The organism is Streptomyces bacillaris, from assembly GCF_003268675.1.
GTDB lineage: Bacteria > Actinomycetota > Actinomycetes > Streptomycetales > Streptomycetaceae > Streptomyces > Streptomyces bacillaris.
On sequence record NZ_CP029378.1, the window covers coordinates 3,185,198 to 3,209,104 of the forward strand.

21 protein-coding genes and 1 pseudogene are annotated in these 23,907 nt (G+C 74.1%); 8 read left to right on the top strand and 14 right to left on the bottom strand.

Features of this window, described 5'->3' with window-relative positions; all coding sequences use genetic code 11:
* Positions 1-120: 120 nt before the first annotated feature.
* On the bottom strand, positions 121-930 hold the full coding sequence (locus DJ476_RS13380) for a VOC family protein (protein ID WP_112490599.1): 810 nt from the start codon (positions 928-930) through the stop codon (positions 121-123).
* A gap of 472 nt (positions 931-1,402) precedes the next feature.
* Here DJ476_RS13380 and DJ476_RS13385 point away from each other — a divergent pair, with 472 nt between their 5' ends.
* Positions 1,403-2,050: a TetR family transcriptional regulator gene (locus DJ476_RS13385; RefSeq protein WP_103416769.1), complete on the top strand. Its 648-nt coding sequence runs from the start codon at positions 1,403-1,405 to the stop codon at positions 2,048-2,050.
* Between the two features lie 139 nt (positions 2,051-2,189).
* Here the strand turns inward: DJ476_RS13385 and DJ476_RS13390 are convergent, their stop codons facing one another.
* Together DJ476_RS13390 and DJ476_RS13395 are read right to left on the bottom strand one after the other, a co-directional pair.
* Complete coding sequence (locus tag DJ476_RS13390; protein WP_112490600.1) at positions 2,190-2,705, bottom strand: nitroreductase/quinone reductase family protein; 516 nt, start codon at positions 2,703-2,705, stop codon at positions 2,190-2,192.
* Positions 2,705-3,973, bottom strand: a complete 1,269-nt coding sequence (locus DJ476_RS13395) for an acyl-CoA dehydrogenase family protein (protein ID WP_112490601.1) — start codon at positions 3,971-3,973, stop codon at positions 2,705-2,707. Before DJ476_RS13395 ends, DJ476_RS13390 begins: the two co-directional genes overlap by 1 nt.
* A gap of 160 nt (positions 3,974-4,133) precedes the next feature.
* Between DJ476_RS13395 and DJ476_RS13400 the strand changes: the two genes are divergently transcribed.
* Positions 4,134-5,309, top strand: a complete 1,176-nt coding sequence (locus tag DJ476_RS13400; protein ID WP_112490602.1) for a thiolase C-terminal domain-containing protein — start codon at positions 4,134-4,136, stop codon at positions 5,307-5,309.
* Between the two features lie 52 nt (positions 5,310-5,361).
* Here DJ476_RS13400 and DJ476_RS13405 read toward each other — a convergent pair whose 3' ends face one another.
* Positions 5,362-5,766 (bottom strand): PIN domain-containing protein, encoded by a 405-nt coding sequence (locus DJ476_RS13405; RefSeq protein WP_103416765.1) that lies wholly within the window; start codon positions 5,764-5,766, stop codon positions 5,362-5,364.
* Entirely contained in the window at positions 5,759-6,037 is a 279-nt protein-coding gene (locus DJ476_RS13410) for a type II toxin-antitoxin system Phd/YefM family antitoxin (RefSeq protein WP_103416764.1), read from the bottom strand. Before DJ476_RS13410 ends, DJ476_RS13405 begins: the two co-directional genes overlap by 8 nt.
* 81 nt (positions 6,038-6,118) lie before the next feature.
* Here DJ476_RS13410 and DJ476_RS13415 point away from each other — a divergent pair, with 81 nt between their 5' ends.
* The 3 genes from DJ476_RS13415 (at position 6,119) to pspAB (ending at position 8,411) form a co-directional block, all read left to right on the top strand.
* Entirely contained in the window at positions 6,119-6,808 is a 690-nt protein-coding gene (locus DJ476_RS13415; RefSeq protein WP_112490603.1) for a pyridoxine/pyridoxamine 5'-phosphate oxidase, read from the top strand.
* 86 nt (positions 6,809-6,894) lie between these two features.
* Positions 6,895-7,803 (top strand): zinc metalloprotease HtpX, encoded by a 909-nt coding sequence (htpX, locus tag DJ476_RS13420; RefSeq protein ID WP_028416795.1) that lies wholly within the window; start codon positions 6,895-6,897, stop codon positions 7,801-7,803.
* A gap of 23 nt (positions 7,804-7,826) precedes the next feature.
* On the top strand, positions 7,827-8,411 hold the full coding sequence (gene pspAB / locus DJ476_RS13425; RefSeq protein ID WP_112490604.1) for a PspA-associated protein PspAB: 585 nt from the start codon (positions 7,827-7,829) through the stop codon (positions 8,409-8,411).
* A gap of 17 nt (positions 8,412-8,428) precedes the next feature.
* Here the strand turns inward: pspAB and DJ476_RS13430 are convergent, their stop codons facing one another.
* The 7 genes from DJ476_RS13430 to fepB all read right to left on the bottom strand — a co-directional run bounded on the left by DJ476_RS13430 (position 8,429) and on the right by fepB (position 17,285).
* Positions 8,429-9,139 carry a hypothetical protein gene (locus tag DJ476_RS13430; RefSeq protein ID WP_112490605.1) on the bottom strand — a complete coding sequence of 237 codons (711 nt, stop codon included), beginning with the start codon at positions 9,137-9,139 and terminating at the stop codon, positions 8,429-8,431.
* Complete coding sequence (locus tag DJ476_RS13435) at positions 9,136-12,990, bottom strand: CHAT domain-containing protein (RefSeq protein ID WP_112490606.1); 3,855 nt, start codon at positions 12,988-12,990, stop codon at positions 9,136-9,138. The genes DJ476_RS13430 and DJ476_RS13435 overlap by 4 nt, the downstream gene beginning before the upstream one ends.
* A gap of 82 nt (positions 12,991-13,072) precedes the next feature.
* Entirely contained in the window at positions 13,073-13,504 is a 432-nt protein-coding gene (locus DJ476_RS13440) for a Zn-ribbon domain-containing OB-fold protein (protein WP_103416758.1), read from the bottom strand.
* Entirely contained in the window at positions 13,501-13,953 is a 453-nt protein-coding gene (locus tag DJ476_RS13445) for a DoxX family protein (RefSeq protein WP_112490607.1), read from the bottom strand. The genes DJ476_RS13440 and DJ476_RS13445 overlap by 4 nt, the downstream gene beginning before the upstream one ends.
* Before the next feature lie 92 nt (positions 13,954-14,045).
* Entirely contained in the window at positions 14,046-15,146 is a 1,101-nt protein-coding gene (locus tag DJ476_RS13450) for a FecCD family ABC transporter permease (protein WP_112490608.1), read from the bottom strand.
* Positions 15,143-16,186: a FecCD family ABC transporter permease gene (locus DJ476_RS13455; protein WP_103416755.1), complete on the bottom strand. Its 1,044-nt coding sequence runs from the start codon at positions 16,184-16,186 to the stop codon at positions 15,143-15,145. The genes DJ476_RS13450 and DJ476_RS13455 overlap by 4 nt, the downstream gene beginning before the upstream one ends.
* 49 nt (positions 16,187-16,235) lie before the next feature.
* On the bottom strand, positions 16,236-17,285 hold the full coding sequence (fepB, locus tag DJ476_RS13460; RefSeq protein ID WP_112490609.1) for a Fe2+-enterobactin ABC transporter substrate-binding protein: 1,050 nt from the start codon (positions 17,283-17,285) through the stop codon (positions 16,236-16,238).
* A 224-nt stretch (positions 17,286-17,509) separates the two neighbouring features.
* Here fepB and DJ476_RS13465 point away from each other — a divergent pair.
* The 3 genes and pseudogenes from DJ476_RS13465 to DJ476_RS13475 all read left to right on the top strand — a co-directional run bounded on the left by DJ476_RS13465 (position 17,510) and on the right by DJ476_RS13475 (position 21,523).
* A pseudogene (locus tag DJ476_RS13465) lies at positions 17,510-18,702 on the top strand (flavin-containing monooxygenase).
* Between the two features lie 208 nt (positions 18,703-18,910).
* A complete protein-coding gene (locus DJ476_RS13470) occupies positions 18,911-20,449 on the top strand; it encodes a M28 family peptidase (RefSeq protein ID WP_112490610.1) in 1,539 nt (512 codons plus the stop codon).
* Positions 20,450-20,572: 123 nt separating this feature from the next.
* Positions 20,573-21,523, top strand: a complete 951-nt coding sequence (locus DJ476_RS13475) for an AraC family transcriptional regulator (RefSeq protein WP_103416751.1) — start codon at positions 20,573-20,575, stop codon at positions 21,521-21,523.
* Between the two features lie 14 nt (positions 21,524-21,537).
* Here DJ476_RS13475 and DJ476_RS35135 read toward each other — a convergent pair whose 3' ends face one another.
* Complete coding sequence (locus DJ476_RS35135; RefSeq protein ID WP_318294651.1) at positions 21,538-22,668, bottom strand: NAD(P)-dependent oxidoreductase; 1,131 nt, start codon at positions 22,666-22,668, stop codon at positions 21,538-21,540.
* Between the two features lie 178 nt (positions 22,669-22,846).
* A complete protein-coding gene (locus DJ476_RS13485) occupies positions 22,847-23,719 on the bottom strand; it encodes an NAD(P)H-binding protein (RefSeq protein WP_112490612.1) in 873 nt (290 codons plus the stop codon).
* Between the last annotated feature and the right edge of the window lie 188 nt (positions 23,720-23,907).

Consider the following 23,907-nt stretch of genomic DNA (forward strand, 5'->3'; position numbering starts at 1 on the left):
CTCGGGCGCCGCTGGCGAACCCGGGGGCGGATGTGGGTGTCTCATGCCACTTCGGCCGATTCTCGCCCACAAGGTGTACGGGACGGGGGCACGGCGGGGTCACGGAAGCAGCTCGTTCGGCTACGGAAGCAGCTCGTTCGGCTGGAGTACGGCGAAGAGCGCGCCCTGGTCGTCGTGGAGGACCGCCATCCGCCCGTACGGGATGCCGAAGGGCGGTGCGGAGACCCGGCCGCCGAGCTGTACGGCGAGTTCGGCCGCCGCGTCGCAGTCGGCGACGGCGAAGTAGGTGAGGAAGTAGCTGGGCAGCTCGGCGGGGAACGCGTCCGTGATGACGCTGCGGCCGCCGACGGCGGTGTCCGGGCCGGGTTCGGTGCCCTCGGGCGACCACATCCGGAAGTCGACCAGCGCCTCGGCGTCGCCGGAGACGTCGTTGCCCGCCTCGTCCAGGTCGGTGCCCCGGAAGCCGAAGACCTTCTCGTAGAAAGGGTCCACCTCCTCCGGCCGCCGGGTGTGGACCTCGGTCCAGCAGAAGGAGCCGGGTTCGTTCTGCTTCTCGAAGCCGGCGCGCTCCCCGGGCTGCCAGAGGCCGAAGACCGCGCCCCCGGGGTCGGCCGCCTGGGCCAGGATCCCGGCCCGTCCGGCCCGTACGGGGTCGGTGATGATCTGGCCGCCGTGTTCACGGATGGCGGCGACGGTGGCGCGGATGTCGTCGGTGGCGAAGTGGACGCCCCAGGCGGTGGGCATCCGCCCGTCCTTCTTGGCGGCGAGCGCGGCGACGAGCCTGCCGCCGCTCAGGGCGTCCGCGAAGGGCATGCCGTCACCCGCCCGGAAGGTCCAGCCGAAGAGGCCGCCGTAGAAACGCTTGCCCGCTTCGAGGTCGGAGAGCTGCACGTCCACCCAGCACGGCGCCGAGTGCGCGAATGCGGCCATGGGGCCTGGTCCCTTCCGTCGCGGTTCAGCCTTCGGTGTCGCTCCGGTGTCGCTTCAGTGACGCCCGTCACAGTCAACGTAACGTCGCACCCGGCCCGGCGCGCCCCGACGCCCGCCGAACGCGGTCCACACGCAGTTCATACACCCCAAAAAGGGAACACTTGTCCGATCGGTGAAGATCGAGGCACCGCATGGACGAAAGTTGTCCACCGAAGTTGTCCACAGGCTGTTGATAACACCATCACAGTGGGTCGACCGAACCTCTGCCGGGGCCGCGCCGGCCTCCGGATCAGCCACCGTCCCGGCGGTCGTCCCGGCCGTCGTCCCGGCCGTCGTCACAACGGTCGTCCGGCGGTCTTCCCGGCGGCCGAAAACATTCGCCCCCGCCCCCTCGCACCCCTCCGGTCCTGCGGCGTTCCCCATTTGCAGTCGGCCGAATCGCGCTCTCATCGCCCCTCGGTAAGCTGACGGCATGACAGGACAAGTACGTACCGTCGACGGCCGCGTGGCCGGTCGACGCGGTCAGGCGACGCGGCAGAAGCTGCTCGACTGCCTCAGCGAGATGCTCAGCTCCTCGCCGTACCGGGACGTCAAAGTCATCGACGTCGCCCGGAAGGCCGGGACTTCACCCGCGACTTTCTACCAGTACTTCCCCGATGTGGAGGGCGCCGTCCTCGAAATCGCCGAGGAAGTCGCCAAGGAGGGTGCCGGACTGACCGAACTGGTCGCCGGACGCCCGTGGGTCGGCAAGGCCGGCTGGCACACGGCCGAGGAACTCGTCGACGGATTCCTCGACTTCTGGCGCCGCAACGACGCGATCCTCCGCGTGATCGACCTCGGCGCGGCCGAAGGGGACAAGCGGTTCTACAAGATCCGCATGAAGATCCTGAACTCGGTCACCAACTCCCTCACCGATTCGGTGAAGGAGCTCCAGACCAAGGGCAAGGTCGACAAGGACGTCAGCGCCGCCGCGATGGCGGGCTCCCTGGTCGCGATGCTGGCCGCGGTCGCCTCGCACCAGAAGGGGTTCACCACCTGGGGTGTGAAGCAGGCCGAACTGCGCCCGAACCTGGCGCTGTTGGTGCACCTGGGCATCACCGGCAAGAAGCCCGCCAAGTAGCCCACCGGCACGTCCTGTCTCACCGACGGCGGACCACCACGCACCCCTGCCGGTGGTCCGCCGTCGGCGTACCCGGACGTCGTCCACGAGAGCCGGCGAGAGCCGGAAAGGGCGGCTGCTGCCGCTCCGGGCGGAGTGGCTACCGCCGCTCCAGGCGGAAGAGCCGGATCCGCCGTTCCACCCGCGCCTGGTACGCCGCGTACGGCGGCCAGAACGCCAGCGCCACCCGCCACACCTCCTCCCGCTCCGCCCCCTCCAGCAGCCGTGCCCGCACCGGGATGGACCGGCCGCGCCAGCTGATGACGGCCTCCTCCGGTCGGGCCAGCAGATTCGCGGTCCAGGCGGGATGCCCGGGGCGGCCGAAGTTGCTGCCGACCAGGATCCAGGTGCTCTCTGCCTCCCCCTCCGGCATACAGGCCAGCGGGGTCACCCTCGGCCGCCCGCTGCGCGCCCCCGGCACGGTGAGGACGAGCCCCGGCAGCATCCGGGCGCTGGGCAGCACCCGGCCCCGGGTGAGCCGGTGCACGGTGCGGTCCAGGACGGGCACGACGTGCGGGGCGACCTTCGCGAAGGCGCGGGTGGAGGAGACCTTCTGGACCAGCCGGAGAGCCCGGTCGCGAGCGGGGCCGGGGGCAGGGGCGGGGCCGGGGGCCATCAGACGGCCACCTCGTGCGCGAGGGCCCGCGAGGGTACGTCCCCGAACAGCCCGGCCCGGACCGCCGCGTGGTCGCGCAGCCGGTGCACGGGCCCGAAGAGCAGCTCGTCCGCCGCCGCCCGCTTCACGTACAGGTGCGCCTCGTGCTCCCAGGTGAAGCCGATCCCGCCGTGCAGCTGGACGGCCTCACCGGCCACGGTCCGGGCCGTCTCCAGCGCCTGGGCCAGGGCGAGCGGGCCCGCCGCCGGGTCCCAGGCGGCGTAGTAGGCGGCGGAGCGGGCCGCCTCCACCCGTACGTACAGATCGGCCAGCCGGTGTTTGACCGCCTGGAACGACCCGATGGCCCGGCCGAACTGCTCGCGCTCCTTCACATACGCCACGGTCCGCTCCAGCGCGCCCGCAGCCGCCCCGACCGCCTCGGCGGCGAGGACGGCGGCGGCGGTGTGCCCGGTGGCGGCGAGCGCCCCGCAGACGTCGGCGGTGTCCGCTTCCGTCCCGAGGAGCGCGGCGGGGGTGTCGCGCAGTTCGACGCGGGCGAGGGGCCGGGTCTCGTCGAGAGAGGTGAGCCGCGTACGGGTCAGCCCTTCGGTCCCGGAGGGCACGTCGGTGGGCACCTCGGTGGGCGCCCCGCCCGACACCTCGGCGCGCACGTGGAACTCGGTGGGCACCAGGAAGAGGAGCGTCCGGCTGCGCGGATAGCCGCCGGTGTGGGCGGCGACCAGGAGCAGCCCGGCGCTGTGCCCGTCCAGCACCCGGTCCGCCTCCCCGTAGAGCCGCCAGCCGCCGTCGCCGTGGCGGGCCTGGACACCCCCGGCCCGGCCGCCGCCCGACCAGGGCGCGGACCGGTTGTCGCCGGTGAGGCCGAGGGCGGCGGCCATCGACCCGCCCGGTACGGCCAGGGCGGCGGTGAGGGTGCCGTCGGCGATGCGGGGCAGCAGCCCGGCGCGCTGCGACGGTGTGCCCAGGGCGGTGATGAGGGGGGCGGCGAGTACGGCGGTGGCCAGGAGCGGGGAGGGCAGCAGGGCGCGGCCCGTCTCCTCGCAGGCGAGGGCCAGCTCGGTGGGGGTGCAGCCGGCCCCGCCGTACTCCTCGGGGAGCGCGAGCCCCGGCAGCCCGAGCCCCTGGGCGAGCCGGCGCCACAGGGCCGGGTCGTGACCCTCGGCGGTGCGCACGGCGGCACGGACCTCGCCGGGTCCGGCGTGCCGGGCGAGCAGGTCGCGCAGGGTGCGGCGGATCTCGTCCTGTTCCGCGGTGAAGGCGGCGTCCATCGTGCGGCTCCTCCCCTCAGGAACCGGCGGCTCCTGATCTGACGAGCCGTCATATTAGGTGCGGGGCACGTCGATTCCCAGAGTCCCGCACGCGGCCGGGGCAGGGAAGAAGCGTGCACGCACGGTCACATCACCCTCTATCTGATGTACCGTCAGATTTATGCCTGCCTCCCGCCTCCCCCGCAAGGTCGCCGTCGTCGGAGTCGCCCTCGCGGAGTGCGGGCGCGTCGACCACGCCACGCCGTACGCCCTGCACGCCCAGGCGGCCCGCCGCGCGCTCGCGGACTCCGGACTGGACCGCTCGGTGGTCGACGGTCTCGCCTCCGCCGGGCTCGGGACGCTGGCTCCGGTGGAGGTCGCGGAGTATCTGGGGCTGCGGCCCACCTGGGTCGACTCCACGGCGGTGGGCGGTGCCACCTGGGAGGTGATGGCCACCCACGCGGCGGACGCCATCGCGGCGGGCCGGGCCCGGGCGGTGCTGCTGGTCTACGGGTCGACGGCCCGCGCCGACATCAGGGCGGGCCGCCGCACGGCCAACCTGTCCTTCGGGGCGCGGGGACCGGCGCAGTTCGAAGTCCCGTACGGGCACAGCCTGATCGCCAAGTACGCGATGGCCGCCCGCCGACATATGCACGAGTACGGCACGACCCTGGAGCAGCTGGCGGAGGTGGCGGTCCAGGCCCGGGCCAACGCGGCGGCCAACCCGGAGGCGATGTTCCGGGACCCGATCACCGTCGACGACGTCCTCTCCGGCCCGATGATCGCGGACCCGTTCACCAAGCTGCACTGCTGCGTCCGCAGCGACGGCGGGTGCGCGGTGCTGCTGGCCGCCGAGGAGTACGTACCGGACACGGCGAAGGCCCCGGTGTGGATCCTGGGCACCGGGGAGCACACCTCCCACGCCACGATGTCCGAGTGGGAGGACTTCACGGTCTCCCCCGCCGCCGTCTCCGGCCGCCTCGCCTTCGAACGCGCCGGGGTGCGCCCCGCCGACATCGACCTGGCGGAGATCTACGACGCGTTCACGTACATGACGCTGGTGACGCTGGAGGACCTGGGCTTCTGCGCGAAGGGCGAGGGCGGCGCGTTCGTCGAGAAGGGCCGCACGGGCCTGCGCGGCGCACTCCCGGTGAACACCGACGGCGGCGGCCTCTCCGCCTGCCACCCCGGGATGCGCGGCCTGTTCCTGCTGGTGGAGGCGGTACGCCAGCTACGCGGCGAGGCCGGAGCCCGCCAGGTCCACCGCCCGGGCAACCGCCTCCCGGAACTGGCGGTGGCCTCGGGCACGGGCGGCTGGTTCTGCTCGTCGGGGACGGTGGTGCTGGGGCGGGGGTGAGGGGGGCCGCACACGTACATGTGGGGGACCCCGCGCAGGCGCGGGAGCGGCCTCACACCGCGACCACCGTGACCGCGCTCTCCAGCCCCTTGAAGTCGTCGGCGTTCCGCGTGTAGAGCGGCAGCTCCCGCACCGACGCGATGGCCGCGATCATCAGGTCGAGGCGGCGTGGGCGGGGGTCGCGCCGGGCCGCGAGAACGAGGGTGACGAGGGTCCCGTAGCGCGCGGCGGCGTCCGCGTCGAAGGGAAGCGACTCGAAGTCGGCCACCGCCGCCCCCAGCTTCTCCATGCGCGCGGCCCGCACCAGCGGGTCCCTGGCCATGGCCACCCCCTGCTGGAGTTCGGCCAGCGAAATCGCCGTGAGGGCGGGGAGCGCGGGGAGCCGCTCCGGCTCCAGCAGGTCGAGGTCGATGTACGTACAGGTGTCGAGCACGCCCACCCGGTGCCGCTCAGCCACTGTTGCGCTCCCACACGTCGTCGTCGCCCACCCGGTCCTCCGCGCCGAAGAAGTCGTCGGCCTCGCGGCGCAGCGACGCACCGTCCACCCGGGGCAGCCTCCGGTGCCGGGCCACCAGTTCCTCGGCACCGAGCTGCCGCTTGCGGCTGAGGGGCCGCAGTTCGGCGACCTCTATGCCGTTCCGGGTGATGTGGAACGTCTCGCCGCTCTCCACCGCGTCCATGACCTCTGCGGACTTGTTGCGGAACTCCCGCTGCGTGATGGTCTTCATACCTTCACTGTAGCGCGGCGTGTCCCATGGAGCTACAGGACAGGGGCGAGCCCGTACGGTCCTGTGCGGTCCAATGACCCCATGAACGAACCCGACGCCCCCGCCCCGTCCTCCCCCACCGACTTCACCGGTCTCCTGCACGCCCAGCGCGTCTGGGAGAGCGAGCTGCCGTCCTTCGACCCGGCGACCGCCCCCGACGCGCCGCTGCCGCTCTTCCACGCCTGGTTCGCGGAGGCCGTGGCCGCCGGGCAGGTCGAGCCGCACGCGATGTCGCTGGCCACGGCGGACGCCGACGGGCTGCCCGACGTACGGACGCTGCTGCTCCACGGGGCCGACGGGCGCGGGTTCCACTTCGCGAGCCATGCCACCAGTGCCAAGGGCCACCAGATCGCCGCCCGGCCGTACGCCGCGCTCGGCTTCTACTGGCCCGCGCAGGGGCGGCAGGTGCGGGTCCGGGGTCCGGTCGCGCGCTGCACCCCGGCCGAGAGCCATGCCGATCTGCACGCCCGGTCCACCGGGGCCCTCGCCGCCGCCCTGACCGGGGCGCAGAGCGAGGCCGTGGCGTCGGTGGCGGAGCTGCACCGGGCGGCGGACGCGGCCTGGGAGCGGGCCCGGGCGGAACCGGACGCCGAGGCGCCGACCTGGACCCGGTATGTGGTCGAGCCGGCCGAGGTGGAGTTCTTCCAGGGCGACGCCCGGCGGCGCCACATCCGGCTCCGCTACCGCCGGGCCGGGGGCGGTGAATGGGCGCGTGAGCTGCTCTGGCCCTGAGGCGGCCGGAGAGGTGGCTTAACCCGGTTTCAACAAGAAGGGGGCACTATGGAGACAGGTGAGAGCTGAGCTGTTGGGAGGCCCCGATGCCACGAGCCCGTTCCCGCTACGCCCCGGACCGGGGGCTGACCGGCCGCATGGTCACCACCATGTTCCTGATCGGTCTGCTGTACGTCGTCTTCGTGGGCGTGCTCCTCGCGGCCCTGCGCGGCTCCTGGCCGATCATCCTGATCATCACGGGTGGCCTGTTCATCGCCCAGTTCTGGTTCAGCGACCGCATCGCGGCGTACGGCATGGGCGCCCGCGAGGTCACCCCCGAACAGGCCCCCGAGCTGCACGGCACCATCGACCGGATCTGCGCGCTCGCGGACATGCCGAAGCCGAAGGTGGCCATCGCCGAGAGTGACGTACCGAACGCGTTCGCCACCGGGCGCAGCGAGAAGACCGCCCTGGTCTGCGCGACGACGGGGCTGCTCCGCAGACTGGAGCCGGAGGAGCTGGAGGGCGTCCTCGCCCACGAGATGTCGCACGTGGCGCACCGGGACGTGGCCGTCATGACCATCGCCTCGTTCCTCGGCGTCCTGGCGGGCATCATCACCCGGATCGCCCTGTGGGGCGGGTTCGCGCGCAGCCGCCCGGGAAACGACCCGGCGGGCATCCTGCTGCTGCTGATCCCGCTGATCAGCGCCGTCGTGTACGCGATCAGCTTCCTGCTCACCCGGCTGCTCTCCCGCTACCGGGAGCTGTCCGCCGACCGCGCCGCCGCCCTCCTCACCGGCCGCCCCTCCGCCCTCGCCTCGGCCCTGACCAAGGTCAGCGGGCAGATGGCCCGTATCCCGACCGAGGACCTGCGCAAGGCGGAGCCGTACAACGCGTTCTACTTCCTGCCCGCCTTCTCCGCGAAGGAGTCCATCGGGCGGATCTTCTCCACGCACCCGACGCTGGAACAGCGCCTGGACCAGCTGTCCCGCATCTCCACCGACCTGTCCCGCTGAGCCGACTTGAAGGAGTGCCGCCCGTGGGCCTGCTCGACGCCATCCTCGGCCGCAGCAAACCCGTCCGCCCCGACCTCGACCAGCTCTTCGCCGTCCCCTCCGCCGCCCTCACCCTCCAGGCCGCCACCGGTTTCACCCCGACGGGCCGGGGTTCGGTCTGCTTCGCGGGGGTGGAGGGCGGGGGGTTCGCCCGGCTCCAGGAGGACGTACGGGAGCTGCTCGACGCGGACACCGGGCGCGGCGGCATCCCGGTGGAGTTCAGCCGGGACGCGTACGGCTACACCTGGCTGCTCGCCGACCACCCTGCCGACGACACGGCGGCCCTGGTCAACGACCTGCACGCGGTGAACACCCTGCTCCAGGACGGCGGTTTCGGGCCGCACCTGCTCTGCTCGCTGATCGGCTTCCGGGACGGGGAGGGGCGTGCGCTGGCGCTCGTCTATCTGTACAAGCGCGGCACGTTCTATCCGTTCGCCCCGCTCCCCGGCGACGCCGAGAAGCGGGACAACCAGTTGGAGCTCCAGGTGCGGGGCGCCCTCGGGGACGACCTCCGGGTGGAGAAGGATCTGTCCCGGTGGTTCCCCGTGTGGGGCGCGCCCGGGCTGTGATCGTGCCCCTGCTGTGATCAGTCCGCGTCGGCGGGCGGCTGTGGTCCCCGTTCCACGGTGCTCAGCGTGATGCCTCGGGACGTGGGGCCCAGGCGGGCGCGGTAGCGGCGGATGCCCCAGCTCCGGTGCTCCAGTTCGGCGGCGACCAGCACCTCCGCCGTGTTCACCAGGCCGGGGACGAGTTCCACCAGCGCGGCCACCGGATGGTCGCCGACCAACGGCAGGCGGCGCAGGCGGCGGAACTCCCACTGCGGGTCCGGCTGGGACGCGCCGTGTCCCCGTACGATCCACTCCTCCCGGCCGGGGCCCTCGCCCGGCTGCCGCTCCACGCCCAGGTCGACGAGGCCGGTGGCGACCGTGAAGCTGAGTCCGGTGCCGGGGCCCGCCGCCACCGGGCGGGTGCGTTCGCCCGGGTCGATGAGCCGGGCCACGGGCCGCCGGACTGGGTCGGGGGTGGTGAGGGCGAGCGCCAGGGACGCGTGCCGGAACGCGCCCCGCGCCTGCGGGGTCTCCGGGCGGAACGAGCACACCAGCAGCAGCCGGCGGAACTCCCGCCCGGGCGTGGCCCTCACGTGCGCGAGCCAGTCGGCGGGGGCGCCCTCGTGGTCGGCGGGCAGCAGGTCCCAGCCGAAGGTCAGCCTGCCGCGCAGCGGCCCGTCGTCGGCCGGGGCGCCGAGGGTGCGCTCCGGCACGAGGGCGATGTCGTGCAGTTGGATCTCGGTCGTCATGCGGCGGCTTCCTCGCTCCCGTCCCGGAGAGGCTCGCTCCCGTCCCGGAGAATCCCGCTCCTGCCCCGGAGAAAGGTGAACGCTCCCCAGTCACGGTAGTGCGGGTATCGGGCCCGGGTGGCGTTCTGGGCCGCCCGGAAGGCGCGTTCGGCGCTCTCCCCCTCGGCGGCGCGTTCGTGCAGGTGATGGTAGAAGTACGCGGCCGGTTCGGGGCGTACGGCCCAGAGACAGCCGACGACCGCCCGCACCCCGGCGGTGATCAGCGCGGCCGGGACACCGCGGACGTTGTCCGCCCGGTCGAAGCGGCCCAGCGCCGATTCGCAGGCGGCGAGCGTGATCAGACGGACACCGCTCAGGTCGTGTTCGAGGAAGTCGTGGGCGAAGACCCGGCCGTCGTCGTCCTCGTCCGGGGCGAGGTGGAGGCAGTGCAGCCAGGGGGCGTCCCGGTCCAGCGTGCCGTGGACGGCGAGGTGGACGACGTCCGCCGTGGCGAGTTCCGCGAGCAGCCGGGCCCGGGTGGCGGCCGGACCGGTCACGGCGACCCCGCCGACCGCCGCGGCGACCGCCCGGGCGTGTTCGTCGAGCGCGGGTTCGGCGGGCAGCCCGTAGGGGACGCCGCCGGTGGCCGAGGCGAGGACGGCGGTACGGCGGGGGCGTACGGGGACGTCCAGGGGCACGAGGCTCTCCAGGCCCGCGATGGTGGTCACCGTCCAGTCGTCCGCGATCAGGCGGCCGTGGCCGTCGGCATCGCCATCGGCGGAGCAGAGCGCGACCGGCAGGTAGTGCAGCGCCCCGTGCGGCCAGAGCAGCAGGCGGTCCTTGCCCCGGCCCCGCCACGCGGCCCACTGGTCGGCCGTGGGCAGCGGCAGTTCGTGCCCCGTCAGCAGGCGGCGGCCCTCCGGCGTCACGTCCCCGAAGAGCGGGTCGCGCTCGACCTCCTCCCGGACGGCCTCGACCAGGTCGGCCACGGGATGCCGGTCGGCGTACGTCTCGGCGTTCTCCGGTACGCCGTCCTCCGCGTCGCCCAACTGCACGGTGATCGCGCTGCCTTCGCGGGTGACGGCGAGCAGGACGGCGGCGCCGTTGACCGCGGTGGGCAGGAACCAGGTGAGCAGGACGCTCCGCTCGTCGAGCAGGTCGCCGGTGCGCGCCCACAGGTACTGGTCGTCCACGAAGGCCGCCGAGCGGGCGCGGAGTTCGTCGTCGATGAGGGAGGAGATCCGGCGACGGAGGTTGCGTACGTAGCGGTCGTCTTCGTGGCTGGCCTCCCCGAGGTCCGCGTCGTACGCGTCGTACGTGTCGGGGGCGTCCATCGCGTTCAGCAAGTTCGCCGTCGCGCCACCTCCGGCCGCGGTGGGGTCCTCCACGGCCCGGAGCAGGGCGACGTAGTTCTCGATGGGGGCGGGGCGGGTGATCGGGCCGCCGATCCGTCGCCACGCACCGGCCTCCGGCCCCTTGCCCGCCTGGTGGAGACCGAGCATCAGGGCCACCGGCAGCGTCTCGATCCCGAGGGCCACCTGCCATACGGCCGCGTGGACGAGGTCGCGGAGCACCTCACCGAGCGCGGGGGCACCGCTGGTGTCGAAGTTCGGTACGTCGACGACGATCGCGTACACGACGTCCTTGAGGGCGTCGCCGCTGAGGTTCGGCAGGTCCTGGAGGACGGGCAGCAGACAGGCCTGGGCCAGGTCCTGCTGGTCCAGCGAGGCGTAGGAGAGCGCGGCGTACAGGGAGTGCCCCCAGGGGAAGGGGACGTGGTCGGAGACCGGTTCGCCGGTCTCCACCGCCTGGCGGTAGAGGTCGGCGGTCAGCAGTCTGACCTCCGGTCCGCTCCCCCGCCGCCCGGCGCGCCTCAACAGGGCTGCTCCGAGGGCGGGTTGACGTCGTTGGCGGGCATGGGCAGCGGCGTGCAGCAGTGCGGCGGAGCGCTGTGCGGGCGACCAGTCCGCCGGAAGGGGATCCGGCAGCGGCCGGGGGTCCCGGTCGGGTCCGGGGCACTCCGTGGGGTCGTCGGGCAGGGCGTGCAGCCGGGCCTCCGTCTGCTGGCGGCGGTGCGCCGAGCCCTGGGAGAAAGGGAGTTGACCGGCCCAGTCCAGCGCCGCCCGGAGCAGCGGCAGGTCGGCGCGTTCCCGGCCGAGGTTGAGGCCCTGGTCGGCCGTACGGGCGGCGACGGCACCGCCGTACGCGGCGAGGAAGGCGGGAACGTCCGAGCCGAAGACCCTCTCCCGCACGGCGTCGACGAACGCGGCGGGTGCGTCGGGCACCGCCCGGAGCAGGAAGAGCAGCAGATCCGGAGGGGCGGCCCCGGGCGCTTCGTACAGCGCGTCGAAGGCGGCCCGCGCGGTCTCCGGGTCCACGCCTCCGCCGAAGGGGGCGTCCTGCACACCGACGCCCTCCGGGCCTCCGCCCTGCCGCACCCCGACGTCCTCCAGGCCCCCGTCCTGCTGCACGCCTATGCCCCCGACGCCTCCGCCCCGCACCTCGACGCCCTCCGGGCCTCCGCCCTGCCGCGCGCCGATGCCTTCCCCGCCCCCGTCCGCCGCGAGCACCTGGGCCAGCGCGGCCAGGAGCGCGGGGCGCAGCGCGCTGCCCGGCCCGCTCTCCCGGTCGTCCCACGCGGTCGCCCGGGACAGCAGGCTCCCCGCCTCCGCCCGGAGCCGCGCGTCGAACCGCAGCGGCCACTCCCCGCCGGACCCCGGCCGGTGCGGCGGCGAGCGGTACAGGTCCACGGCGAGCTGCGCGGCCCGTACCGTCCCCTCCCTGCCCGCATACGCGTCACCGCCCAGGTCCTCCGGGCCCAGGAGCGCCAGCCGCAGCCGGGCGGCGGCCAGAAGCGCGGGCGCCACCAGGTCCGGCGAGCCGCCCGAGGAGTCGTCCGGCGGGTCGTCCGAAGAACCGCCCAGGAAACCGTCCGCCGAGTCACCCGGCGAGCCGCCCCGGGATGCCTCCAGCCGCTCGATCAGGCGGCCCGCCAGCGCGTCGGCGTCCTCGAACACGGAGCGGCCGGGCCGCTGGGCGAGCACCGGCGCGGCGTTCTCGACCGTACGCAGCGCCGCTTCCCGCCATACGGACTCCGCGCCGCATTCCTCGGCCACCTCGGCCGTCAACCGCCAGTAGAGGTGCAGGAGTTCGGGTGGGGCTCCCCGGCTCCGGGACGCCTCGGCGGTCAGCAGGTCCAGCATCGCTCCGGCGGACAGCCCGGAAGCCCTCTGTGAAGCCAGTCGCCCCTCCGGCTCCAGCGCCGCCTGCGCCGCCCGCCGGGTCCGTTCCATCCCCCGGGCCCTCGCCCCGGCCGCGTCGAGCGACAGCACCCCGTCCCGCACATGGAGCACCAGCTCGGACAGGACGGAGACCGGGTCGAAGACATAGGTGGCGGTGGGCGGCCCGGTCGCCTCGGGGCCGGGCGGTCCGAAGCGCACCCGGCCCACGCAGACCGTCCCCCGCCAGGTCTCGTCGGTCAGCACGCCGGCCATGTCGTCCCCGGCCGGCAGTACATGGGACACCACCAGGACGACCGCCCCGGCTCCGGTCGCCGTCTCCAGCCAGCCGGGCGGCAGGTCCAGGTGGAGGTCATAGGCCAGATCGAGGCCGCCGGGACCGAGGACGGCGACGGCGCCCTCCGCGTCCCGGTGGACGCGCCACCGCGCGTCGACGGGGTCCGTGAACGGCAGCTCGTCCAGCGAGGCGAGCGGCGCCAACCCCCGTACGTGGGCGCGGGTGTACAGGCTCCCGCCCGGTCCGGCGCCGGTGAACGGGCCGAGCCCCGCCTGCCCCACCGCCACCCCGGCGTGCGGGACCCCGTCCACTTCGGCCAGGAACGCCCAGCCCGTGACCTCTCCCGACCGTCGCACGCCGCCCCCTCGCGCCCTGGATCATGGTCCTGGACCGCCAGCCTGCCACAGGGGCCCGCCCCGTCAGCAGGGGCCCGCCCCGTCAGTCCCGGGGCCGGAAAACCGGCACGGCCTCCCCAACTCCCCCCTCCGGGAGCCGGAACACGGCCGTCAGCCCCATCCCGACGCGGAGGCCGGTGTGCGCGCACTCCACGATCTCCGTCATCATCCGGGGTCCCTCGGCCAGGTCGACGACGGCGGCCACATACGGAACGCGTTCGCCGAAGGGCGGCAGGTCGTTGCGGTGCACGACGGACCAGGTGTACAGGGTGGCCCGGCCGCTCGCGGGCTCCCACGCCACGTCCTCGCTCCAGCAGTACGGGCAGAACTCCCGCGGATAGTGGTGCGCCCGGCCGCACCCGCCGCACCGCCGGATCAGCAGCCGCCCCTCCGCCGCCGCGTCCCAGTAGGGGCGGGTGAAGGCGTCCGGCTCCGGGAGGTCGAAGCGGGGAGCCGCCCCGGGTTCCGGGCTCACAGGAACAGCCCGAACGCCGCGTCCAGCGACCAGACCTGCCAGCCCATCGCGAACAGGGCCACCAGCGAGATCAGGGCCATCATGGCGTTCTGCCCCTGCTCGGCCCAGTCGTGGATCATCAGGGTCAGGTACAGCAGATTGAGCAGGAGGCCCGCCACCAGCGCCACCGGGGTGAGGAAGCCCGTCACCAGGCCGATCCCCAGGGCCAGTTCGGCGTAGACGACGACGTACGCGATCAGCTTCGGGCGGGGTTCGACGACCCGCCGGAAGCCTGTGCGGACCACGCCCCAGCGGTGCTTGCCCGCCACGTCCGCCGCCCACGCGATCCCCGTGCCCCGCTCGAACCAGCCCTTCCTGTCCTTGTGCCGCCAGCTCTCCAGCCACCACAGGCCGAGGCCTATGCGCAGGACGGCGAGCCATTCCGCACCGCTGAGCCAGATCGTCCGCATCGGGCAGCCTCCGATCACCTCGCATCTGACGATACGTCAGTTCAGCGGATGCGGGCCGGCTCACGCAAGAGGCCCGCACGGACCGGCCCCCTCTAGCGCCGCTGCCGCCGCCCCAGCAGCCACGCCAGATAGACCCCGCCGAGCGCACCCGTCACCACGCCCACCGGGAGCGGGCTCGCCGTCGGCAGGGTGACGGCCACCAGGTCGGAGGCGGAGAGCAGGAGGGCGCCCATCGCGGCGGCGGGCAGCAGCCCCGTTCCCGTACCGCGGCTCAGGCGGCGGGCCAGCTGCGGTGCGCAGAGCGCCACGAACACGATCGGCCCGGCCACCGAGACCGCCACCGCACTCAGCCCCACCGCGATCAGGAGCACCAGGACACGGGTGCGGGCCGCGTCGATGCCCAGGCCGCCCGCCGCCTCGTCGCCCATCTCCAGCAGGTCCAGGCGGCGGACGAGAGGGAGGGCGAGCAGGAGCAGGGCCGCCAGGGCGAGGAGGGCGGGGACGATCTGGTGGCGTTCGGTGGAGCCTAGGCTGCCGATCAGCCAGAGCTGGGCGGACTGGGCGTGGTCGAGGGCGGCCCGGGTGAGCAGATACGAGTTGACCGAGGTCAGCAGCGAACCGACCGCGATCCCGGCGAGGATGAGCCGGTTGCCCCGGAACGAGCCGCGCCGGGCGAGAAGTTGGACGATCACCGCCGTGGCGAGGCCGCCACCGGCCGCGCCCGCCGCCACATACGCCGGGTCACCGTGCAGCAGGACCAGCAACGCACCCGTGGCCGCACCGGAGTTGAAGCCCACGATGTCCGGGCTGCCGAGCGGGTTGCGGGAGAGCTGCTGGAACAGTGCACCGGCCGCACCGAGCGCCGCGCCGACGACGAGGCCGAGGGCCACCCGGGGCAGCCTCAGCTCCAGCACCACGAACGCGGCCTGCTCCGAGCCCGCGCCGAACAGCGCGCCCAGCACCTCGGCGGGCGGGACGAGCCCGTCCCGGGTGAGCGCCAGCGCGCCGCTGCCCGCCGCGAGGAGGGCCAGCAGGAGCGTGACGGCGAGGGGGCGGGGGCGGACGCGGAAGGAGAGGCGGCCGGGGGCGAGGCGGAGGGTCCGGTGGGCGGCTCCCCGGCCCGGTACGGAGACGGGGTCGGCCGCCGCCTCCTCCGCACGGGCGCGGGATCGGGTACGGGTCACGGCGCTCATGCCGGGGCCACCGCCTTCCGGGAGGCACTCCGGCGGGCCCGCCGGTTGCGGCCGATCAGCCAGATCAGTACGGGCGCGCCCACGAACGCCGTGACGATGCCCACCTGGATCTCGGCGGGGCGCGCGATCACCCGGCCCACGATGTCCGCGACGAGCAGCAGGCCCGCGCCGATGAGGACCGCGTACGGCATCAGGCGGCGGTGGTCCGGGCCGGTGAGGAGGCGGGCCACATGCGGGGCGACCAGGCCGATGAAGCCGACCGGGCCGATGGCGGCGGTGGCGGCGCCGCTGAGCAGCACCGTGGCGAGCGTGCCGAGCAGCCGTACGCGCCCGGGGGCGACGCCCAGCGCCCGCCCCGCCTCGTCCCCCAGCGCGAACGCGTCGAGGGCGGGCGCCACGGTGAGCGCGAGCACGGCCCCGACCAGCAGGAACGGCAACACCTCGGCCAGCACCGGGAGTTCGCGCCCCGCCAGGGTGCCGACGGACCACATGCGCAGGGTCCCGTACGCGTCCGCGTCCAGCACCCCGAGCCCGCTGACCACCGCCCCGAGCACGGCGGTGACAGCCACCCCCGCGAGTACGAGTCCCTCGGGGGTGCCGCGCCCCGCGCCCCGGCCGCCGAGCAGATACACCACGATCACCGCGACGGCCGCCCCCAGCAGCGCCCACCAGACGACGGCCTGGAGCGAGCGCGTGCCGAGCAGCACGGTCGCCGCGACGACGGCGCAGGCGGCCCCGGTGTTGACGCCGAGGATGCCGGGGTCGGCCAGCGGGTTGCGGGTCATGCCCTGCATCACCGCCCCGGCAAGGCCCAGCGCGGCCCCGGCGGCGACGGCGAGGAGGGTGCGCGGCACCCGGACCTCCCGGACGATCGAGGCATGCGGGGCGTCGGGGTCGAGCAGGGCGGCGAACACCTCGGCCGGGGGCACGGACTGCGCGCCCACGGCGAGGCCGCCGGCCACGGCGAGGGCCAGGAGGACCAGCCCCGCAGTGAGCCCGGCGGCGTACCGTACGCGTACGGCGGATCGCTTGACGATCACGGTGCTTGAGGTTCGCGCGGCTCGAGGTTCACGTCGTTCCCGGCCACCGTCAGCCGAAGGCCTTCTCGATCTTGTCGATCAGGTTGCCCGCGCTGTAGTAGTCCAGCCGGAAGGTGTCCAGGCCGAGGTCGTAGACCCGCTTGTCCTTGACGGCGGGCAGGTCCTTCCAGACCGGGCGCGCGGTGGCTGCGGTGATCTCCTCGGGGGTGTGGCTGACGAAGAGGAGCGAGCTGTCCTTCGCGGTGTCGGCCACCTTCTCCTGGCTGAACTCCGCGAAGTCCGAACGGCCGCCCTGCGTCTCGCCCTTGCCCGCGGGCGGCTCCAGCACCGTGAAGCCAAGCGAGGTGAGCAGCCGGCCCTGGGCCGACTCGGGGGTGAAGACGGTCATCGCGGACTGGTTGTCGCGGACGAGCGCGGCGGACTGCTTCGGCACGGTGATCGCGGCCTTGACCTCGCCGGCCCGCTTGTCGTGGGCGGCGACGACCTCGGTGGCGCGCTTCTCCAGACCGAGGTCCTTGCCCAGGCGGGCGGTCAGGTCCTGCCAGGAGACGTCGTCGTGGCGGTAGAGGAGGGTGGGGGCGACGACGGAGAGCTTGTCGTAGAACTTCTCGGCGTTCTCCGCGCCGGACGAGGCCCCGACGATGAGGTCCGGCTTCAGCGCGAGGACCTTCTCCACGTCAGGCTCGAAGCCCTGGTAGGCGACCTTGACGCTGTTCTGGGCGGCAGCGTCGGACCACTGGGTGAAGAAGCCCTGCTTGTCGGTGATGACCGAGGGCGGGGTGGCCTGGGAGGCGATGACCGGGGCGTCGAGGGCGAGCAGGTGGCCGGTCATGGTGACGCTGACCGAGACGATCCGCTTCGGCTGGGCGGGCACCTTCTCGGCGGTTCCGGCGTCGTGCTTGACGGTACGGGTGGCGGCGGCGGCCTTGTCGCCGCTCTTCTCGCCCTTGGCGCTCGCGTCGCTCCCGCCGTCGCCGCCACCGCAGGCGGTGAGTGCGAGAAGCCCGGCGGCGACGACCGCCGCGCCCTTGAGTCCGGCCCGGAGCCCCGGGAACCCGCCCCGACCGGTCGTGGTCCGGGCCAGCTGTCTGCCGTTCATGTACGTTCCACCCTTCGACCGCCTGGTGGGCGCGCGGCACGGCACCGCGCGACGGCCCCCCGGTGGTCACCTCGCGTCGAGCGAAGCAAGGTTAGCCTTACCTTAGATGGGGCGAGGGGCACGAATGGCCGCAACCGCCGCATCACGCCCCCCGTGATCAATTCGCAATCGATTTCCACCTTGACCGAGACCCATCAACAGAGCGGGCGATTACGCTCCGAACCATGCCCAACAGCCCGTCTCCCACCGGCCGTACCGACGCCGTCGCCCTCACCGACCGTACGGACGACCGCCCCGTCTACGTCATCGGCGGCGGCCCCGGCGGTCTCGCCACCGCCGCCGCGCTCCGGGCCCGGGGCGTACGGGCGGTGGTCCTGGAGAAGGCGGACCGGATCGGCGCCTCCTGGCGCGGCCACTACGACCGGCTGCACCTCCACACCACCCGCCGCTGGTCGGCGCTGCCGGGGCTGAGGATGCCGCGGAAGTTCGGGCGGTGGGTGGCCGGGACGACCTGGTGCGGTATCTGGAGAAGTACACCGAGCACCACGAGCTGGAAGTGGTGACCGGCGTCGAGGTGACCCGGATCGACCCGCACCCCGACGGCTCGGGCGACTGGCAGCTGACCGCCACCGGCGGCCGGGTCCTGCGCGGCCGGGCGGTGGTCGTCGCCACCGGCTTCAACCACACCCCGCGCATCCCGGAGTGGCCGGGGCGCGACACGTTCACCGGCGAGCTGCTGCACGCGGCGGAGTACCGCAACCCGGCCCCGTACGCCGACAAGGACGTCCTGGTCGTCGGTATCGGCAACACGGGGGCCGAGATCGCGGCGGACCTGACGGAGGGCGGGGCGGCCCGGGTGCGGATCGCGGTGCGCACGGCCCCGCACATCGTGCGCCGCTCCACGGCGGGGTGGCCCGCCCAGGCGACCGGCATCCTGGTCCGCCGGCTGCCGGTGCGGGTGGTGGACAAGGCGGGGTCCCTGCTGGCCCGGGTCGCCGTGCCGGACCTGTCGGCGCAGGGGCTGCCGCGCCCGGAGAAGGGGCTGTACTCACGGGTCCGCGAGGGTGCGATCCCGGTGCAGGACGTGGGGCTGATCGACGCGGTGAAGAACGGCCGGGTGGTTCCGGTGGCGACCGTCGCCTCCTTCGACAAGGACGCGGTGGTGCTGGTCGACGGCACCCGCTTCACCCCGGACGCGGTGATCGCGGCGACCGGGTACAGCCGGGCCCTGGAGCCGCTGCTCGGCCACCTCGACGTACTGGACGGGCGGGGGCGGCCGGTCGTTCACGGCGCCCGCACCCCGAAGCAGGCCCCGGGGCTCTACTTCACCGGCTTCACCAACCCGATCAGCGGGATGCTCCGCGAACTGGCCCTGGACGCCGAGAAGATCGCGAAGCGGGTGGCGCGGGCGCACTGAGGTCCGGCTCTGCGGTGCCGTTTTCACGTTGCCGGCTCCACGTCGCCGGTTCTGCGGCACCCGGCGTAGATCAAGGACACGCAGGAGTGACTACGGCGACATGATGACAACTGTGTGATTAATGGCCTGAGTTGTGGCGCAACTGTTCCCAGGTCGGCGCGGAGATCGCTAGCTTCCGGTCAACTCGTCCGCACCGGGAAGGACTTCTGTGAGCGCCTCCGTTCGAAGATCCGTCGCCGCCCTCGCCTCCGCCGCCCTCGTCGCCCCGCTCCTGCTGGCCTCGGCCTCGCCCGCCTCCGCGCACCGGGACCGGGCGGCCCAGGACGCCGCCGCCCTCTCGCAGACCCTCGTGCGGGACGCGTCCGCCGCGAACGCCCGCAACCATCTCGTGGCCCTGCAGGCGATAGCCGGGGCGACGGGCGGCCACCGGGTCGCCGGGTCGCTCGGGCACGACCTCTCCGCCGCGTATGTGCACACGCTCCTCAAGGCGGCCGGGTACGACGTCTCGTACCAGAAGTTCGACTTCGTCTACACGGAGACGCTGGCGGAGAAGCTGTCGGTGCTCTCCCCCACCCCGTTCGACGCCGAGATCAAGGCGCTCACCTACACCACCTCGACCCCGGTCGGCGGGATCACCGCCGAGCTGGCCGCCGTACCGGTCGACGAGGACGGCACCACCGGCTGCGAGCCCGGCGACTACGCGGCGGGCGCGTTCACCGGCAGGATCGCGCTGATCAAGCGCGGCGGCTGCACGTTCGGCGCCAAGCAGGAGCAGGCCGCGGCGGCGGGCGCGGCCGGGGCCATCATCTACAACAACATCGACGCCGGGTACGGCCCGCTCTCCGGCACCCTCGGCGGCCCCGGCGACGGGAAGATCCCCACCGCCGGGATGAGCAAGCCCGACGGCGACCGGCTCGCCGCCGACCTCGCCCGGGGGCCGGTGACCATCTCCTTCGAGGTGCGCCAGCTCCAGGAGACCCGTACGACCCGGAACGTCATCGCGGAGACGCGCGGCGGCGACCCGGCCAACACCGTGGTCGTCGGAGCCCACTTGGACGCGGTGAAGGCGGGCCCGGGCATCAACGACAACGGCTCCGGCTCGGCCGGACTGCTGGACGTCGCGCTGAAGCTGGCCAAGAAGGAGAAGCAGCCGCGCAACAAGGTGCGGTTCGCCTGGTGGTCGGCGGCGGAGAGCGGCCTGTTCGGCTCCGCGCACTACGTGGACAGCCTGACCCCCGCGGAACGCCAACGGATCAAGCTCTACCTGAACTTCGAGATCATCGCCTCGCCCAACTACGGCCTCTTCGTCTTCGACGGCGACAACTCCGACGGCCTCAACTTCCCCGAGGGACCGACCGGTTCGGCGCAGATCGAGCGGGACATCACCACGTTCCTGGGCAACCGCGGCCTCCCGACGGCCGGAACGCCCTTCATCGGCCGCTCGGACTACCACCCCTTCGTCCTGGCGGGCATCCCCTCCGGCGGTACGACCACGGGCGCCGAGGCGCTCAAGTCGCCCGAGGAGGCGGCGAAGTGGGGCGGCCGGGCGGGGGTCGCGTTCGACCCGAACTACCACGCGCCCGGGGACACGCTGCGGAACATCAGCATGAAGGCGTACGACATCAACATCGACGTCATCGCGCACGCGGTGGGCACGTACGCGCACGATCTGGGAGCGCTGAAGAACCCGCGGCCGACGGTGGCGGGCCGGCAGCAGGCACCGGCGTACGCGACGGGTTCGAGGTGACCACCCAGGGGTGACGGTCCATTGATGACCGGTCGAGGATGACCGGTCAGGGGTGCGGCCCCCGGGGCTCGAAGCGGGGCCGGGGGCCGCATCCCGGGTGCGTCTCTGCCTATCGTGACGGCCATGGACGTGTTCGACGAACTGTTGCAGGGCGTGCGGGGCCGAGGGGCGGTGTTCGGCCGGTCGGTGCTGTGGCCGCCGTGGTCGCTGCGCTTCACGGACGGGGCCTACCTGACGCTCTGCCTGCCCATGCGCGGCGCCGGGTGGATCGTGCCGGAGGGCGGTGAGCCGCTGCGGCTGTCGTTCGGGGAGGCCGCGATCGTACGGGGCCCGGCGCCGTTCACCTTCACCGACGACCCGGCACGGGCGGACGGCCCGACGGCGGGCGTACGGGAGGTGCACTGGGAGGACGAGGTGCCGCCGCCCTCCGGGCCCGGCCCCGAACTGGCGGGCCCCACCGTGCTGTTGGCCGCCGCCTACGACGTACGGGCCGAGGTGCCCCGGCGCCTCCTCCAGGCCCTGCCGCCCGCCCTCGTCGTCCCCGACGAGGACGACTGCGGGCCGCTGCGGGACTATCTGGTCGCCCAGATCGGCGGTGCGCGGCCCGGTCACCAGATCGTGCTGGACCGGCTGCTCGACTGGATGCTCGTGTGCACCCTGCGGGACTGGTTCGACCGCCCGGAGGCCGAGCCGCCCGGCTGGTACGGAGCCCTCGGCGACCCGGTCGCGGGGCCCGCGATCAAGGCGATGCACGACGACCCGGCGCACCCCTGGACGACGGCGGAGCTGGCGGCCCGGGCCGGGGTCTCGCGGACGACCCTGGCGAAGCGGTTCACGGAGCTGGTCGGGGACGGCCCGGTGGCGTATCTGACCGAGTGGCGCATGACCCTCGCCGCCGACCTCCTGACCCGCCCCGAACTGACGGTGGCGGCGGTGGCCCGCCGGGTCGGCTACGCGGACGCGTTCGGCTTCAGCGCGGCCTTCAAACGGCTCCGCGGCGAGAGCCCGACCGCCTACCGCCGTGCGGCGACGGCGGCGCGGGGCGAGGGTGGGCGGAAGACCCCGGCGGGGTGAGCCGAGGCGTGACGTCAGGCCGTGGCCACCGGGATGCCGTCCGGGCGGCCCGCGAGCAGGGCCGCCATGTGGTCCGCGCAGCGGAGGGCCGCCGTGGCCATGGCGGCCCTGGTCATCCCGGCGATGTGCGGGGTCAGCAGCGCGTTCGGCAGGCCGTGGAGGGGTGAGGCGAAGGCCGCGTGCTCGTGCTCGAAGGTGTCGACGGCGGCGGCAGCGAGTGGGTGCGCGGGGTCACGCAGGGCGTCGGCGAGCGCCTGCTCGTCGACGATCCCGCCCCGGGCGGTGTTCAGCAGGATCGCCCCCGGCCGCATCAGCGCCAGCTCCGCCCGGCCGATCAGCCCCCGGGTCTCCGGCGTGAGCGGCAGGTGGAGGGAGACCACGTCGCTGGTCGCGAGCAGCTCGGGGAGAGTGGGCACCGGCCGGGGCACCGACGTGGAGGCCGGGACCGGGGCGGGGCAGGGAGCCGACGCGGAAGCCGGGACCGGGGCCGGGCAGGAAGCCGACGCGGAGGCGCGGGCCGGGACCGGGGCCGGGCGGGGCGCCGACGCGGAAGCCGGGACCGGGACCGGCCGGGGCGTCGACATGGAGGCGCGGGCCGGACGGGGAGCCCGTACCGTGTCCCGGCGCCGCGCGAGGGCCTGGACGTCCATGCCCAGCGCACGTGCCCGCCCCGCCAGGGCCAGCCCGATCCGGCCCGCGCCGACGATGCCCAGCGTCAGCTCCGAGAGCTCCGGCGGCGGGGCCACGGGCGCCCGCCACTCGCCCCGGTGCGCGGCCGCATCGTACGACCGCATGTCCCGTGTCAGCGTGAGCAGTTGGGCCAGGGCGAACTCCGCCACCGCATCCGCGTTGGAGCCGGGGGTGTGGGTGACCGCGACTCCGTGGCGGGCGGCGGCCGCCAGGTCGACGTGGTCCGTGCCCGCACCGGCCCGGCCGATCACGCGGAGGCGGTGGGCCGGGCCCGGCCCGGCCGCCCCCGCGAGGAAGGCGGCGCGCAGCGGCACCCCGGCCCGGGACTTCACCGCGTGGTGGCCGAGCCCGTCCCGTACGGCGCCGGCGAGCAGCGCCGCCTCGTCGAAGGGGTCGAAGTCGGTGAACTCCACCCGGTCGCCCCACTCCGCCCGGACCGCCGCCCGATCGGTCACCCGCCGCAGGTTCAGCGTGACGGCCAGACCGTGGCCGAGCAGGCGCTCCAGCTCCCGGCCGAGCAACGGGCCGGGGCCGCGTCCACCAGCAGCGCACGGAACTGTTCCACCGAGCCTCTCCCCCTGACGGACACGTAAGGCCTGAACCTGCCCTGTGGAACCTACATCCCCCTGCTCGTCACCTCCAGGCCCCCTCCGCCGCCGCGTCCCGGAAGACGTCGGACACATCGCGCGGGGGGCGGCCCAGGGCGCGGTGGACGCCGTCCTTCGGCGGGGCCTCCCGGCTGGTGCGGATCGGGTCCAGGGCGGCCGTCCAGAGGTCGGCCTCCACCTCCGTCATGCCGCGTACGACCAGCGCGTCCCGGAACGCGGACTCCTCCAGCGGGGCGTAGGCGGCCCGTCGGCCGGACGCCTTCGCGATCTCGTCCAGGACCTCGGGGACGCTCAGGGCGCGCGGGCCCGACAGTTCGTAGACCTCGCCGTCGTGGCCGTCCTCGGTGAGCGCCGCCACCGCCACCGCGGCGATGTCGTCCACGTCGATGTACGCCGCCCGGCCGTCCCCGACGGGGAGGGCGAGTTCACCGTCGCGTACCCCTTCGAGGAAGACGCCCTCGCTGAAGTTCTGGGCGAACCAGCCGGGGCGCAGGATCGTCCAGGCCAGGCCGGAGGCGCGCACGGCCTGCTCGCCCCGCAGGTGCGGGCCGTCGTCGAGGAGCGGGGAGCCGAAGTAGCCCGGCACGTCGACGCCTCGCGCCGAGAGCAGCACCAGCCGCCGTACCCCGGCCGCCACGGCCTGCTCGACGAAGGCGGGGGTCGAGGAGGGCTCGGTGTCCAGCGGGACGATGTAGACGGCGGCGGCTCCCTTCAGGGCGGGCGCCCAGGTGTCCGGGGACTCCCAGTCGAACCGGGTCCCGCCGGACCGCGAGGCCACCCGGACCTCCACGCCCAGGTCACGGAGGCGGGCCACCACCCGGCGGCCGGTCTTGCCGGTGCCCCCGAGCACCAGGACGGGGGACGAAGGATGCGCTGCTGCTTCTGTCGGCTGTGTCATGGCTCCAGCCTCGCCCGGCGGCCCGCACCCCGCCATGGCTCAGCGTCCGGGAGGGATGTCCGGCCGTCCGGCACACGGCCGGGACCCGGACCGGCGATGCGCGCTTCGGCCGGAGGACGCCCCGGGCGATGCGCGCTCCGGCCCGAGGACGCCCCGGCGCTGCCCACCCCGCCCTCCCGGGGTGGCGC